This is a genomic window from Blautia sp. HCP28S3_G10, assembly GCF_052065235.1.
Classification (GTDB): domain Bacteria; phylum Bacillota; class Clostridia; order Lachnospirales; family Lachnospiraceae; genus Blautia_A.
Genome location: NZ_JBQHUL010000003.1, coordinates 1 through 13,382, shown reverse-complemented (window position 1 = coordinate 13,382; position 13,382 = coordinate 1). Strand labels below are relative to the sequence as shown.

Sequence of the window (13,382 nt, the reverse complement as noted above, 5' to 3'; positions counted from 1 at the left end):
TCTACCAAAATTGTTGGAGAGATGCGGCGGTTGTTTATTTGTCCATTCCGCAGGCCGTAGCCGATTCAATGAGACAGCGATCATTGGTCACAGCATCATAGAAACGGAAGCCGCCGGAGAAGTTATAGCAGTCAAAGCCGTTTCCGGCCAGGATACGACAGGCAATGTAGCTGCGCAGACCGCTCTGACAGATGACGTAGACAGGCTTACGCTTGTCCAGCTCACCCAGCCGCTCCCGCAGCTCGTCCACCGGGATGTTAAAGAAGCCGTCAATGTGTCCGTGTGCGAATTCTTCCACAGTGCGGGTGTCCAACAGAGTTATGCTTCCGTCACGAGGAAGACGATCTGCATCTTCCAGATGCCATTGTTTCAGAACACCGTTTGCGATATTCTCAACCATAAAGCCAGCCATATTTACCGGGTCTTTCGCAGAGGAATAAGGCGGTGCGTAGGCCAGATCCAGATCCTTCAGTTCCGTGGCTTTCATTCCTGCCCTGATAGCGGTGGCCAGCACATCAATGCGCTTATCCACACCTTCATAGCCTACGATCTGCGCACCCAGCAGGCGATAAGTCGCCTTTTCAAAGACCACCTTCATTGTCATGACTTTCCCGCCGGGGTAGTAACCTGCATGGCTCATGGGCGACAGGATAACCGTATCAACATCCAGCCCTGTTTTTCTGGCGTTGGTCTCATTTACGCCGGTAGTAGCGGCAGTCATGCCAAAGATCTTGATGACACTGCTGCCTTGGGAGCCGGTATAATGGCTGTCTCCGCCACAGATGTTGTCCGCAGCGATTCGTCCCTGTTTATTGGCAGGGCCAGCCAAAGAGATCAGAGCATCCTGCCCGGTGACGAAGTGCTTCACCTGCACCGCATCGCCCACGGCATAGATGTCGGAAATGGAGGTTTCCATTCGGTCATTGACCACAATACTTCCTTTAATGCCCAGTTCCAACCCGGCATCCTTTGCAAGGGTGGTTTCGGGAGAAACACCAATGGCCAGGATTACCATATCCGCATGGAGAGGCTGTTCGTCTTTCAGCAGCACATCCACGCCGCCATCCCTTTCCTCAAACCCTTCTACGGTATGACCAAGTGCCAGCTTTACACCGTGCTTGCGCATTTCATTATGGATGAAAGAAGCCATATCGGCATCAAAGGGATTCATAAGCTGTTTTGGACGCTGGACAATGGTGACATCCATCCCCAGCTCTCGCAGGTTTTCTGCCAGCTCCAATCCAATGAAGCCACCGCCTGCCAGTACAGCGGATTTGGGATGGTTTGCATTGATGTAATCCTTGATATGGAAGGTATCCTCAACAGTACGCAGGGTGAACAGCTTATCAAGACCTACACCGGGAAGCCGGGGCTGGGTAGGCTTGGCTCCGGGAGAGAGAATCAGCTTGTCATAGCTCTCCTCAAACTCCTCACCGGTTTCCAGATTTTTCACGGAAACGGTTTTTTCTTCAGGATGAATCGCTGTGACCTCATGGCGCACCTTCATGTTCACACGGAACCGGGAGAAGAAGCTTTCCGGGGTCTGGAGGGTCAGATCCGACCGATCGGTAATCACATCACCGATATAGTATGGCAGACCACAGTTGGCATAGGAGATATACCCCGAGCGCTCAAAAACTACGATTTCTGCCTGCTCATTCAGTCTGCGAATACGGGCGGCAGCGGTAGCACCGCCTGCCACACCGCCTACAATGACAACTTTCATATTATCGTTCCACCTTTCCTGCATAAGCGGAAATTCCGCCTATGTTTTTCACGTTGGTATAACCCAGCTGCTGCAAAACAGCAGCTGCCTGGCGGCTTCTTGCACCACTGAGACAGTGTACAAAGATGGGGGTAGCTTTATTGTCAATCATGCCAGCCACTTTGTCAATGGACTGCAAAGGAACATTTTTACTGCCGGGGATATGCCCCTGCCGGTATTCGTCGGGGGTGCGAACATCCAGCAGGACTGCGCCATCCGTAGTGCTATATTCTTTGACACCCTGATTGATGTCAGGGCCTTTCAGGAAATCGAAGAATCTCATCTTTGCACCTCCTTACAGCATGGCGAGAATCTGAGCCTTAGGTCTGGCACCGGTGACTTGATGGACAATCTTTCCGTTCTTCATAACCACCAGAGTGGGTATGCTCATCACACCGAACTGCATAGCCAGTTCCTGTTCCTCATCCACATTAATTTTAACAACCTTGATATCGGAGCGCTCCTTGGCAATCTCCTCTACCAGAGGAACTACCATGCGGCAAGGACCACACCAGGGAGCCCAGAAATCCATCAGGACGGGCTTGTCCGAGTTCAAAACCTCTTGATTGAAATTGTTTTTATTAACACTGATAGCAGACATATTTAAGTCCTCCTGTTTTCTTTTTTATGGCTTTATTATATCCAGTAGTCGTTCCTTGTTCTGTGATTTTATCACTTATCGCCGGTGACTGTTTCACCGGGCCAACTATTAATTCCGCCGATCTCAATGATATTGGTGTAGCCCAGTTTCACCAGTTTTTCAGATGCCTGCTTACTCCGATTACCGCTGCGGCAGTATACCAGAATCAGCTGATCTTTATCCGGCAGTTCAGAGATATCCTCTGTGCCAATGGATTCGTTGGCAATATTGATAGCACCGGGAATATGCTTTTCGCTATATTCCTGAGCAGTACGAACATCGAGGATGATGTATCCGGTTTCCTCCTCCATCATCGTAATAGCTTCCTCCATAGTAATCTGTCGATAGGTTTTTTCAGCGGATTGCGTTGCACAACCAGAGAGAAGCAGTAAAGTCATTAAAATGGGAATGATTCTTTTCATGTGTATACCTCCATATTTTGAAGATAGGGCAGCCGTTTCCAGCTGCCCTGTTTCCTTTTTTATGTTCTTGCCATTCCGTCTACACTGAGCACAACGCCCGTGATATAGGATGCTTCGTCAGATGCCAGGAACACAAATGCATTGGCAATATCCTCCGGCTGACCCAGGCGGCGCAGAGGGATCTGCTTGATGAGCGGATCAATTACTTCCTTGGGAACAGCCTTCATCATATCGGTCAGGGTAATACCGGGAGCGACCGCATTCACTCGAATACCCTTCGGACCCAATTCTCGGGCAAGGGAAACCGTCAGACCATTGACAGCAAATTTGGATGCGGGATAAGCAAAGCCACTGGGCTGGCCGTAAATGCTGACCATTGAGGAGGTGGAGAGAATAACACCTTGACCTTTTGCAATCATGCACTCACTGGCGGCTCTTGTAGCATTGAACACGCCTTTTACATTCAGATCCATAACCTTATCAAAGGTTTCCTCCGTATACTCGGCAAAGGGAGTGCTTTCGGATACACCGGCATTGTTCACCAGAATATCAATGCAACCGTATTTTGAGGCAGCTTCTCGGAACGCATTGCGGACAGATTCCAAATTGGACAGGTTAGGACTGATTCCCGCAACTGTTGCATCAGGGTACTTTTCTTTCAGCTGCGCAACCGCTTTGTCAGCAGAACCTTGTGAGCTTGCGGTCAGGATTACCGTAGCACCTTCCTTCAAAAATTTGTCTGCGGTAGCGTAGCCAATGCCACGGCTGCCTCCGGTGATGATTGCAACTTTATCTTTCAGTCTCATAAGAATACCTCCTTGTGTTTTGTATTTGTAGTATAACCTGTTTCGGAGGCGCTCTCCGTGATAAAATCACATTTTTCCAAGAAGGAATGATAGAAAAATCATGCCCGTGCATAAATAAAAAGTCACAGTCACGCTCCGATTTGAAGTGTAGACTGTGGTTTTTATTTTACAGGTTCTGCACTTTCAGCCATCTTGATGATTTCGGAATCATCAAGATGGCTTGGAGTGTATTCCAGAACATAAGTGACTTCCGGAGAATAAGTCCAACAGAGAAATGCCGTGTCATCTTTCTTGTAAAGAGCGCCCGGCCAGTCCTGAATCATCATTTCCTCACAGCTGTCCATACTGTCAACCGGGAAAAGCACACTCAGGGCTTCTGTATAGACCTGATATGTTCCCTCATACACCGGCATATGATTTATTCCCGTGTACTGCGGACATTCAAGCCATTGTCTCGACCCATGTGGAGACGGTAGTATTGATGTCAAGGAAATAAAATCAAGTGCCAGAAAGCGGCGTATTTCCGGGCTTTTTCGGAGGTTGGGATTTGAAGCCAGACTTCTGAAGAAGCTCGGTTTTCTTATATGGAAACATATCTACTGCAAAATGTATGTCAGGTTGTAACCTCGGATTAGATGTCACGATTTGAGGCAGTGGATTAGATGTCAGGCATTTTGGGATGATTTTTGGAAAATGAAAAAGGGTGACAACCAATCCGGCAACTCGACCATTTGGAGAGGGTGCAGGCAGTGGAATAGATGTTAAGAGAGGCTATACAAATCGAAAATAGAGGAGAACAAGATATGGAAAAACTAATTACAATATATAATACAGAATACGCTATCCCAGCAGTGTTTTCTTATTCCCAAAAACACGAAAAAATGCCAGCGGTGATTCTATGCCATGGAACAGGATCACAAAAAATGAAGTCGGTAATTTGTTTGCAGAAATGTCCAAAAGATTATTGAACATCGGCATTGCTTCAATTCGTCTTGATTATGCAGGATGCGGTGATAGTAAGGCTTGCCAAACGAAATTAAGCTTTTGTGGAGAAGTGAATGATACAAAAAAAGTTTATCAGTATCTTTACACGCAGGACTTTATTGACTGTAACAATATTGGTATTTTAGGATTTAGTCAAGGAGCCCGTGTAATGGCAGAGCTATTAAAAGAAGTCCATTCGATAAAATTTGCGATAAGTTGGTCTGGTGCATGTCATGATGGTATAGGAGTGTTCAAAGGATGGTTCGATGAGTATTATCAAGAAGCATTGGAAAATGGTTATGCAAAGATACCGATGTTTTGGCGAGAGAACTTGCTGCTTTCAAAAAATTTGCAAAATAAAACTGCTTGTGTAAGCAGCCTAAAGATGATATTCTTTTCATAGGCAGTTGTTGGGACTAAGCCCGTGTTTGAAGTTTGTTATTGGTGGTACTTTAACAATACTATCTTGGGCCAATCCTGTCACTGCCTTTTTTAGAAAAAGTAAAAAGCTGCGCCACAGCCTTGGCAGGCCATCGCGCAGCGATTTTGTTCAATTTCAGTTTGTAGAATTGGAATAGAATAAGCAGGACATAGGGGAGTGAAAGCCTACGTCCTTATTTTTCTGCTACCTATCCTTAATATACATCTCAATCAATTTATTCAAAAACACTTCAAACCTTTTATCGTCTTCCTCCGTCCTTTTAGACGAACCTTTCAAATGACGTTTTTTCTTTGCGTTTCTGGCTTTCTTCGCTAGATATCGCTCTATCAGCATTTGATCTATATTTTCATTTGTATACCATTTACCGCTCTGATGGATACCATAAGCACCTTTTCCCAGAATCATTGCCGCGACACCATAATCCTGCGTTACAACAATGTCTCCTTTCTGGCACAGACTGACCAGTTTAAAATCTACTGCATCAGCACCTGCTCCCACTGTGATTACTTCACTGTAATCTGAATATAAAACATGGTTTGTATCACATAAAAGAACAACAGGGATTTCATATTTCTTTGCTGTTTTTTCTACGATTGACACCACAGGACAGGAATCCGCATCTACTAATATCCTCATTTTTTCTTTCCTTTCGTCAGATCATAACTTTCCCCGATCATCCGCCAGATATCTTTATCAGGAACAGAGCCATCCAAGATAATAGAATTCCAGTGTGTCTTGTTCATATGATAAGCTGGGATCACAGATTCAAAAGCATTTCTCCAGAACTCTCTCCATTCCGGATCACATTTTACATTTATCCATACATAACCATCTTTATCATAAATAAGCGCAAATGTTTTCTTATTTCCCTTATGACGCATAACACACCAGTTATCATCATGAAAAGGATAATCTTCATATACATCTTGAAATGAATGGCAATATTGTATTGCCTCCTGCCTTGTCTGCATAGTTTCCTCTTTTCTTAACCTTCCTCTCCCCGGATCGGAGCATAGAAGATCAGCAAATCTATATATTTTTCTCCGTCTCCCTGTTCTCTATAATCATATCGGATCATATAATCCCGAATACTATATCCCTGATACGGATCAGATAGGGTATAAAGTTCTCCTGTTGTAAAATCAATCAGCGAGTACCCCGTGCTTTCCAGATATTCATCATTATCACTGTTTACCTGGTCTTCATAAAATTTACACACCTTATCCAGACAATCCTGACACAATTGATCTTTGAGCGTTTCACAGTCTATCGTATCTTTCTCCCCAAGGCGTATATTTGGTTCCGCAATACATCTATCCGGTTGAGAGTGTGTCATAATAGAACCATAATCCTCTCCAAAAGAATTTATCATTGTGCTCATATGCCCAGAATCAATCTTCTCATTTCCATTATCATCATATTCTCGGATCCGGGTGTCAGTGACTGACATATCGGCCCAATGGATAATCCCAATTGAATCGAATTTTTTATAATATTCCAGAAGTCCACCAGCCGGTGTTCCGCAAATAAAGCATTGTTCTTTACCGATTGATGATTGAAGAGACAGTTCAAAGTCATCATCAGATTCATAATCCATCTGATCCAACTGTTGTTTTGTTGTTAATGTTTTTGCAGGTTGCGTCTGACAACCACAGAGCGTAATCCCTAATATAAGTACAAAGCATAAAATATTACTTCTTTTCATAAAAACCCCCAAAGCTGAAATAAGGACGTACTATGCCATCCCTCAGCACAGACGTCCTTATTTTCTAATAATGCCCTGTATATACGCTTTTACCAGCTCTTTTTGATGTTCGTCCATCGCATTCCAGTCAGAAAGCAGCTGTTTCTGATCTGCTGTTAAATCAGGAATTTCTTCATCACCTGCAAAAAACTGGGCAAGGGTGATATCGAATCCCTCACATATTTTCTCAAGAGTCTGAATCGTTGGAACACTCTTCCTGTTTAGCAATGTAGAAATAGATGACTGGGCAATTCCAGATTTCTGAGCGAGTCTGTACCTGCTAAATTTCTTTTTTTCACACAACTGCTCAATCCTGGCAATAATATAGTTCTCAGCTTGCAAGTATTCTACACCTCATTTCCGATATGATACCCTTATTGTACTTATAATTAAGGAAACTTATCAGATTGTATATTCCAATGTAAAATACTTAGGCATAACGAAGTATACAGGTAAAAAAATAAGGAACTACATTAGTATAGCATATTTATTCCCAGTTCTGCATCAATTTACTCATGATGGTCTGATATTATTACTATCGTTATCAGGAATATCTATGTATTTATCAAACATAGAGAATAGAGCAGCTATAAACTGTTCTGCGCTTCTATTCTGATCCACAATCTGTTCCAATGACAATCCTTCTATAAACTTACAGACATATACCCAACAAGCCAGATCACATGCTTCTACAATAATGTCATTAATAATCTTTCCCATAACTTTATCAAAATCATTGATATCTTCAACAGGAAGTGATTGCAGATAATCAAGTGGGGGAAGCTCCCCACTTGGATTATTCTTTTCTGATTCATCTAAAAATGCTAAGACCTTTTGCCTGGATTCTTCTGGCATCTTTACATATTCCCACAATGCCATAACCACTTTCAAATCCGTATCTCTACGAAGCGGTGGTAATTGGATATAATCATTTTCTTTAATCATGGTTCTTCTCCTCCTCTATGCTAACAATATTCTCACTAATTTTTCCCGGGCCAGATCAATCGCAGCATCTATAAATACACTTACATACAAAACCAGAAATGCTGAAACGATCAGGCAGAACAAAAATACAACCTGCACCCAATCCTGGTAACAGATAATCGTTCCTATTGCCAAAGCTACCAGTCCAAGCACCACAAATGATTTAGCAATTGAAACCATATTCACAACCAGCTTAACGAGTATTCCCACGATTATGAGAATAAACCAGACCGGAATCAATAATATTTTCCCAATGAGCTTTAAACAAAACATCTTTCTCCTCCTCTCAGTCAGACAGCAAACTGCGGCATGTCATGATTCACTTCTGCCTTATAGTACCCATCGATCGTTGTCGGGGCATTGAACAATGCTGCCAGCATATATTTCTTGATATTTTTCACCTTTGATGTATTCTTCTTGAAACAGTCAAGAACATACTCGATGTGGGAATAATTCAGTTTTAAAAATTTACTGCGTACCAGCTCCGCCGGATACCAGTTACTTGCAATCAGGATCTTTTCACTACTGCACAGAACGGTTTCTAGAATAAGCTCATAAATGCCCTGAATCAATGCTTCGTCATACTGATGCGCAATAAGTAATGAATCATAATCTATGTTTTCTTTGATGAGATTCTGATAAGCGGATACTGTATCCATCCCATCAACATCTGATTTCTGTCTATCGGATATGATTTGATCTGATTTATTCTTACTCTCTTTAATATCGCTAGTATTATTATAATTAGAGTTTGAATTGCAAACTTCTTGAAGTTTATTTTCAGGACTTCTTGAAGTTTGTTTTTGGGACTTCATGGAGTTTGTTTTATAAACTTCTGCATCTTCCAGAGTATCAACATTGGTTTGTTTTGTAAACTTCTGTGCTTCCTCTGCTGATTGTTCCGCCTGTTTCTCATAGACCATGAAGCTTTTTACATATATGATGTTTGCTTTTCCAAATCCCTGCCTGCGCTTTTCAATCAAACCGATTCCATTCTCATCATCCAGTTCCTGCAGCGATTTTACAGCTTTATTCCTTCCACAGTTCAGCAGTTCCATGATATCTTCAATGGAAAAATAGATGTATGCCCGGTTCTGTTCATCAAACCACTGATTTTTGATGGACAAAGACATTCTATCTAGCATCAGACCGTATAAGATCTTTGCATCACTGCTCAGATTTTTAAAATATTCATTTTTGAATAAAAGTTTTGGTATCCGGTAGAAGCTGTACTGATCAGCTTCATTCCCGTAAAAGTATCGAAATGTCAATTTCTGATCCATATTTTCTCCTTTCCTGCGGTAGTAGTTCCATAATGGACATTTCTTACTCACGCTACCGCAAAGTCTTTTACGTAATAAATGCTTGGCAGCCCCATGCCTCTAAAATGCTTTTCTATAAGTCCGGCATTTTCAAGCTCTGTCAGACATTCCCTTGCTTTTTTTCTGGTTACTCCCATATCTTTCTGGATCTCCTGAATCGGATAAACAACATACATCCGGTTTCTTTCATCGACCCATTTATTTTTTACCGCCATTCCCATACGGTCTAAAAGAAGACCGTAGAGAACTTTTGCATGAATCGTTATATCAGTAAATACTTTTTCAGTTACCAGCATCTTCGGTATATGTATGAACGAATACTGATCTGCCTGCTTTCCATATAAATATTTAAAATCCATCACACTTCCTCCTGTTCCTGTTTCCATTTCTCCAATAATGATTCAATGACTTTCTCCATGTCTTCCGATGTATAATTCTTAGAAAAATATTTTGTCAGCTTCTTTTCATTCAACGTAACCTTTCTTGCAGGAGCCTTAACCTGAATATGACTGTTTAAGATACTGATCATCAAGCTCTGGGTAACCGGTCCTTGTCCAAGATAATTTTTTAAAGCTGCAATCTGGTTCGGTTTGATAAATCCATTGTCACAGATATATTCATAAATCCATTTCTGTACATCCTGCGGAATATATGAGATATCAACAGCAATGGTAAAGTTCAGACGTTTCTTGTCTACCAATTCCAGTAAATCTGGGATAAGTTCTGTCAAACGGATATAACGCTGGATTTGTGCACTGCTAATACCTATTTGTTCTCCAAGAATTTCTCTTGATTTCTTTCCCAACTTGTGATCATTTTGAACACAAGTTAAGTCTATTCGAGCCCCCTGTCTTTTCATTGCTTCCATTTTCATTTTATAAGCGAATGCCTTCTCACTCGGAAGCAACTCCTCTCTTTGGATATTGGCATCTACCATGGCAATCACAGCTTCATCATCCGTCATTTCTCTGACAATTGCCGGTATTGTTATTAACCCCGCCTTCTGTGCCGCATGCATCCGACGATGACCGGAGATCATTTCATATCCATCATTTTGATCCGGACGGATCAGAACCGGGGTCAAAACTCCTGATTCACTGATGCTTTCTATGAGATTCTGCATTTTCTCATCATCAATTACTTTAAATGGATGACCTGCAAAGGACTTTATTTTATCAATCTCAATCTCCATAGCAGATTCTTCATTTACAACACCCAGTAATTCGTCGATGCTTGTTAATTTGATTTTCTCGCCGCTTCTATTTTTCATATTCCAAAACCTCCTGTGTAAGCCTCTTATATGCATTGGACACTTTGCTCTTAGGACAGTGGGCATAAATGCTGATTCCCTCTGCACTTGTTTCTGCTGCTTTTACGGATAATGGTATTACATTTTCAAAAATCGTTATCTTTGATCCGTATGTAACATGGAGCATCGTTGAAATATCCTTTGCGTAATTTGTTCGGAAATCAACCATTGTCAACAGAATTCCCATGATCTGCAATTTCCTGTTCAGCCTTTTCTTTACCATAGAAATGGTTTTGATCAGCTGTTGAAGACCTTTCACCGGCAGATATGCTGCCTGTACCGGAATCAGAACTGCATCCGAAGCAACAAGAGCATTGATTGTCATCATTCCAAGGCTGGGCATACAGTCGATCAGAATATAATCGTATCGTTCTCTCATCATTTCGATATAATCTTTCATGATCATTTCCCGGCTCATCACATTTCCCAGGGTTACTTCCAGGGCCGATAATTCAATATTTGCCGGTAACAGATCCACATTCTCTTCATGATGAAGAATTCCATCCTCCGGTTTTATTTCTTCCTCATTAATAACTGTCAGCATGATCGTTGCCAGAGTAGTACCAAGATCATCCGGTTCCACATACCCCAGACTGGCTGTCAGGCTTCCCTGTGGATCTGCATCAATCAACAGCACTTTTTTTCCTTCTTTTGCGAGACCAATCCCTAAATTTACGGTTGTCGTGGTCTTTCCGACTCCGCCTTTCTGATTTGTAACAGCGATTACTTTACACATTCTTCATTCCTCCGTTTCTTATTTGTTCCAATATTGTTCCATCCATATTTTTAAGATTGCTACGATTTCACGCTTCATCATTTCCGGTGTATAGTTGTTGGGGAAGTATCTGTGAAGCTGTTCATTTGTAAATGTGACCCTTGATATTTCCCCTTTTTTAACCTCACTCAGAATATCCTGCATCTTTTCCAGAGACAGATTTCCTTCTTTACTCAGTTTTTTCATCCGTTGCGCTTGCGAGAGAGAAGGGACCGATTGGGCATAATCCATTGCCTCAATCAATTCTTTCTGCTCATTTTCTTTTAAAGCTGCCAGTTCGACAGCCGGATTGAATGAGATCAGTTCATCATCCAACTGCTGTAACAGTTCTGGAATCAGATTCGTAAGAGTAATGTATCTCTGGACCTGCTTTGGACTTTCGCCGGTTTCCTCAGCAATAATCTCTACCGTTCTTTTTCCTTTTAAATTGTGGTCAATTTGGCTACGCGGTCTTCCGGCAGTTCTTTTCATAGCATCATTTTTCATTTTGTAGGCAAATGCTTTTTCACTGTAACTGATCCGTTCTCTTTGCAGATTAGCATCTACCATTTTAATAATGGCTTCCTCATCGTTCATTACCCGTATGATCACCGGTACTTTTCGGTATCCAAGCTGCTGAGCCGCATATTTTCTTCTGTGACCTGAGATAATTTCATATACTCCATCCGGCACCGGTCTTACGATCAGCGGATTCAATACACCGTACTGTTTGATGCTGTCCTTCAGGAGATGCATTTCCTTATCATCAGTCACTTTAAAAGGATGGTCTTTAAATGATCTGAGTCTTTCAATCTCAATTTCTATGACTTTTTCATCCTCAAACAGCCTGTTTGATTCGTTTTCTTTTCTTGCCATTGAACTCCTCCTTTTCCTGTAATCCAAACAACATTTGCTGCAACACGGATTGTTCCGCTTACGCTTCCATAATCCTGAGAACATTCGTATTTCGCATTATCATGCTCCATACTCATGTTCTTGCGGGTCGCTAATAGATTCTTCTTCCTTTGTGCAAGCACAGTCATCAGAATCTATTGCTCCCCTGTTGCATCAAAAAATGCCCGTTTAGATTAGATTCTTATATTTGAATCTGATCCAAACGAGCATCCCGTTTGCATTAGCTACAGCTAATGAAATATTCTATTGTTTCAGCTAATGGATGTTTGCAGAAGTTCCTTTCAGCGAGGGATTTTACTCCATTTTACCTTGTTTTACATCCCCGATCTGAGGTTTCAACAGGAACGAACCCCGATGTTAGCAGAAAGTCCATTTTTTCCTGTTTGCAAAACAGCATTTTTGATTAGCTGCCAGCTAACAAAAATCACTTCAAATTAGCTGGAAATTCATTCCCTGCCTGCCTTTTCTTATCTCATCGCAAAGAAAAAAGCGGCTCATGACATAGCATTTTCTGCTAATCATTACCGCTTTTTTAGTAACCGTCCCCTGCGGGAATCGAACCCACAGCTAGCGCTTAGGAGGCGCTTGTTTTATCCGTTAAACTAAGAGGACATTACCGATTTTTGGCTTAAACACTGGATTTTTGCCACTTTGGTTCGGTAACCGTTTTATGATTTTCAGCTAATTTTGATTAGCTGGATATCATCAGATTATTCATTTTATTAACAGTAGAGCATCCGCCAGAATGGGGAAAGCTTCGTTGTTAATTTTGTCTCTTCCAGAATCGATTCGAACTCCAAGTTCTTTTTTCTGTTTTCCCTCAGGGTTCAGCCGCGGCTCCTTCTTAGGAGGCACTTGTTCTATCCATTAAACTAACAGGACTAATACCGGATTTTTGGCTTAAAATCAAGGTTTTCAGCCATTTCAACGGCATTGGATTTTATGATTTAAAACTGACTTACGTCAGCTGAATCAATCTTATATGATGAAATTTTTTGGTATGAAGCTATCGCCTTTTCCAAAAACGCATGTCCTCTTAATTGTGACATCACATAACAGAATCGAACTCAAATTCATTTTTCTGTTATACGCCGAGGCGATAACTCTGGTCACCGCTTAGGAGGCACTTGTTCTATCCATTAAACTAACAGGACTAATACCGGATTTTTGGCTTAAAATCAAGATTTTCAGCCATTTCAACGGCATTGGATTTTATGATTTAAAACTGACTTACGTCAGCTGAATCAATCTTATATGATGAAATTTTTTGGTATGAAGCTATCGCCTTTTCCAAA

General features: G+C 41.8%; 18 protein-coding genes and 1 tRNA gene. 1 reads left to right on the top strand and 18 read right to left on the bottom strand.

Annotated features, from left to right (window positions below):
• Window positions 1-34 precede the first annotated feature (34 nt).
• The 6 genes from ACTNB8_RS02255 to ACTNB8_RS02230 all read right to left on the bottom strand — a co-directional run bounded on the left by ACTNB8_RS02255 (window position 35) and on the right by ACTNB8_RS02230 (window position 4,046).
• Window positions 35-1,726, bottom strand: coding sequence for an FAD-dependent oxidoreductase (locus ACTNB8_RS02255; RefSeq protein ID WP_441051952.1), 1,692 nt, complete (start codon window positions 1,724-1,726; stop codon window positions 35-37).
• A gap of 1 nt (window position 1,727) precedes the next feature.
• Entirely contained in the window at window positions 1,728-2,048 is a 321-nt protein-coding gene (locus ACTNB8_RS02250; protein ID WP_154433133.1) for a rhodanese-like domain-containing protein, read from the bottom strand.
• 12 nt (window positions 2,049-2,060) lie between these two features.
• Window positions 2,061-2,366 carry a thioredoxin gene (gene trxA / locus ACTNB8_RS02245; RefSeq protein WP_441051951.1) on the bottom strand — a complete coding sequence of 102 codons (306 nt, stop codon included), beginning with the start codon at window positions 2,364-2,366 and terminating at the stop codon, window positions 2,061-2,063.
• A gap of 71 nt (window positions 2,367-2,437) precedes the next feature.
• Window positions 2,438-2,827, bottom strand: a complete 390-nt coding sequence (locus tag ACTNB8_RS02240) for a rhodanese-like domain-containing protein (RefSeq protein WP_154433131.1) — start codon at window positions 2,825-2,827, stop codon at window positions 2,438-2,440.
• A 59-nt stretch (window positions 2,828-2,886) separates the two neighbouring features.
• A complete protein-coding gene (locus ACTNB8_RS02235) occupies window positions 2,887-3,633 on the bottom strand; it encodes an SDR family NAD(P)-dependent oxidoreductase (protein WP_441051950.1) in 747 nt (248 codons plus the stop codon).
• Between the two features lie 161 nt (window positions 3,634-3,794).
• Complete coding sequence (locus tag ACTNB8_RS02230) at window positions 3,795-4,046, bottom strand: hypothetical protein (protein WP_441051949.1); 252 nt, start codon at window positions 4,044-4,046, stop codon at window positions 3,795-3,797.
• Between the two features lie 485 nt (window positions 4,047-4,531).
• Between ACTNB8_RS02230 and ACTNB8_RS02225 the strand changes: the two genes are divergently transcribed.
• The gene (locus tag ACTNB8_RS02225; RefSeq protein ID WP_441051948.1) at window positions 4,532-5,020 is read left to right on the top strand and encodes an acyl-CoA thioester hydrolase/BAAT C-terminal domain-containing protein; all 489 of its coding nucleotides are present in this window, start codon (window positions 4,532-4,534) and stop codon (window positions 5,018-5,020) included.
• A 222-nt stretch (window positions 5,021-5,242) separates the two neighbouring features.
• Here ACTNB8_RS02225 and ACTNB8_RS02220 read toward each other — a convergent pair whose 3' ends face one another.
• The 12 genes from ACTNB8_RS02220 to ACTNB8_RS02165 form a co-directional block, all read right to left on the bottom strand.
• Window positions 5,243-5,695 (bottom strand): YaiI/YqxD family protein, encoded by a 453-nt coding sequence (locus ACTNB8_RS02220; protein WP_262655630.1) that lies wholly within the window; start codon window positions 5,693-5,695, stop codon window positions 5,243-5,245.
• Window positions 5,692-6,030 (bottom strand): MmcQ/YjbR family DNA-binding protein, encoded by a 339-nt coding sequence (locus tag ACTNB8_RS02215; RefSeq protein ID WP_154432774.1) that lies wholly within the window; start codon window positions 6,028-6,030, stop codon window positions 5,692-5,694. Before ACTNB8_RS02215 ends, ACTNB8_RS02220 begins: the two co-directional genes overlap by 4 nt.
• Window positions 6,031-6,044: 14 nt before the next feature.
• A complete protein-coding gene (locus ACTNB8_RS02210; protein WP_441051947.1) occupies window positions 6,045-6,764 on the bottom strand; it encodes a hypothetical protein in 720 nt (239 codons plus the stop codon).
• 57 nt (window positions 6,765-6,821) lie between these two features.
• Window positions 6,822-7,145 (bottom strand): helix-turn-helix domain-containing protein, encoded by a 324-nt coding sequence (locus tag ACTNB8_RS02205; RefSeq protein ID WP_347375505.1) that lies wholly within the window; start codon window positions 7,143-7,145, stop codon window positions 6,822-6,824.
• A gap of 171 nt (window positions 7,146-7,316) precedes the next feature.
• The gene (locus ACTNB8_RS02200) at window positions 7,317-7,748 is read right to left on the bottom strand and encodes a hypothetical protein (protein WP_441051946.1); all 432 of its coding nucleotides are present in this window, start codon (window positions 7,746-7,748) and stop codon (window positions 7,317-7,319) included.
• Window positions 7,749-7,763: 15 nt separating this feature from the next.
• Window positions 7,764-8,060, bottom strand: a complete 297-nt coding sequence (locus ACTNB8_RS02195) for a hypothetical protein (RefSeq protein ID WP_349086147.1) — start codon at window positions 8,058-8,060, stop codon at window positions 7,764-7,766.
• Between the two features lie 17 nt (window positions 8,061-8,077).
• The gene (locus ACTNB8_RS02190) at window positions 8,078-9,070 is read right to left on the bottom strand and encodes a DUF6017 domain-containing protein (RefSeq protein ID WP_441051944.1); all 993 of its coding nucleotides are present in this window, start codon (window positions 9,068-9,070) and stop codon (window positions 8,078-8,080) included.
• A gap of 47 nt (window positions 9,071-9,117) precedes the next feature.
• The gene (locus tag ACTNB8_RS02185; RefSeq protein ID WP_441051943.1) at window positions 9,118-9,468 is read right to left on the bottom strand and encodes a replication initiator protein A; all 351 of its coding nucleotides are present in this window, start codon (window positions 9,466-9,468) and stop codon (window positions 9,118-9,120) included.
• Window positions 9,468-10,379 (bottom strand): ParB/RepB/Spo0J family partition protein, encoded by a 912-nt coding sequence (locus ACTNB8_RS02180; RefSeq protein WP_441051942.1) that lies wholly within the window; start codon window positions 10,377-10,379, stop codon window positions 9,468-9,470. The genes ACTNB8_RS02185 and ACTNB8_RS02180 overlap by 1 nt, the downstream gene beginning before the upstream one ends.
• The gene (locus tag ACTNB8_RS02175) at window positions 10,369-11,154 is read right to left on the bottom strand and encodes a ParA family protein (RefSeq protein WP_441051941.1); all 786 of its coding nucleotides are present in this window, start codon (window positions 11,152-11,154) and stop codon (window positions 10,369-10,371) included. Before ACTNB8_RS02175 ends, ACTNB8_RS02180 begins: the two co-directional genes overlap by 11 nt.
• A gap of 18 nt (window positions 11,155-11,172) precedes the next feature.
• Window positions 11,173-12,048 (bottom strand): ParB/RepB/Spo0J family partition protein, encoded by an 876-nt coding sequence (locus ACTNB8_RS02170; protein WP_441051939.1) that lies wholly within the window; start codon window positions 12,046-12,048, stop codon window positions 11,173-11,175.
• Between the two features lie 579 nt (window positions 12,049-12,627).
• Window positions 12,628-12,699: transfer RNA gene (locus ACTNB8_RS02165), tRNA-Arg, on the bottom strand.
• Window positions 12,700-13,382 lie beyond the last annotated feature (683 nt).

Bases quoted from the DNA above. Each gene is read 5' to 3' on its own strand.
- ACTNB8_RS02200 (WP_441051946.1), bottom strand. From the start codon at position 7,748: ATGATTAAAGAAAATGATTATATCCAATTACCACCGCTTCGTAGAGAT.
- ACTNB8_RS02225 (WP_441051948.1), top strand. From the start codon at position 4,532: ATGCCATGGAACAGGATCACAAAAAATGAAGTCGGTAATTTGTTTGCA.
- trxA (WP_441051951.1), bottom strand. From the start codon at position 2,366: ATGTCTGCTATCAGTGTTAATAAAAACAATTTCAATCAAGAGGTTTTG.
- ACTNB8_RS02190 (WP_441051944.1), bottom strand. From the start codon at position 9,070: ATGGATCAGAAATTGACATTTCGATACTTTTACGGGAATGAAGCTGAT.
- ACTNB8_RS02185 (WP_441051943.1), bottom strand. From the start codon at position 9,468: ATGGATTTTAAATATTTATATGGAAAGCAGGCAGATCAGTATTCGTTC.
- ACTNB8_RS02240 (WP_154433131.1), bottom strand. From the start codon at position 2,827: ATGAAAAGAATCATTCCCATTTTAATGACTTTACTGCTTCTCTCTGGT.
- ACTNB8_RS02220 (WP_262655630.1), bottom strand. From the start codon at position 5,695: ATGAGGATATTAGTAGATGCGGATTCCTGTCCTGTGGTGTCAATCGTA.
- ACTNB8_RS02215 (WP_154432774.1), bottom strand. From the start codon at position 6,030: ATGCAGACAAGGCAGGAGGCAATACAATATTGCCATTCATTTCAAGAT.
- ACTNB8_RS02180 (WP_441051942.1), bottom strand. From the start codon at position 10,379: ATGAAAAATAGAAGCGGCGAGAAAATCAAATTAACAAGCATCGACGAA.
- ACTNB8_RS02235 (WP_441051950.1), bottom strand. From the start codon at position 3,633: ATGAGACTGAAAGATAAAGTTGCAATCATCACCGGAGGCAGCCGTGGC.
- ACTNB8_RS02250 (WP_154433133.1), bottom strand. From the start codon at position 2,048: ATGAGATTCTTCGATTTCCTGAAAGGCCCTGACATCAATCAGGGTGTC.
- ACTNB8_RS02195 (WP_349086147.1), bottom strand. From the start codon at position 8,060: ATGTTTTGTTTAAAGCTCATTGGGAAAATATTATTGATTCCGGTCTGG.
- ACTNB8_RS02170 (WP_441051939.1), bottom strand. From the start codon at position 12,048: ATGGCAAGAAAAGAAAACGAATCAAACAGGCTGTTTGAGGATGAAAAA.
- ACTNB8_RS02230 (WP_441051949.1), bottom strand. From the start codon at position 4,046: ATGCCGGTGTATGAGGGAACATATCAGGTCTATACAGAAGCCCTGAGT.
- ACTNB8_RS02175 (WP_441051941.1), bottom strand. From the start codon at position 11,154: ATGTGTAAAGTAATCGCTGTTACAAATCAGAAAGGCGGAGTCGGAAAG.
- ACTNB8_RS02255 (WP_441051952.1), bottom strand. From the start codon at position 1,726: ATGAAAGTTGTCATTGTAGGCGGTGTGGCAGGCGGTGCTACCGCTGCC.
- ACTNB8_RS02210 (WP_441051947.1), bottom strand. From the start codon at position 6,764: ATGAAAAGAAGTAATATTTTATGCTTTGTACTTATATTAGGGATTACG.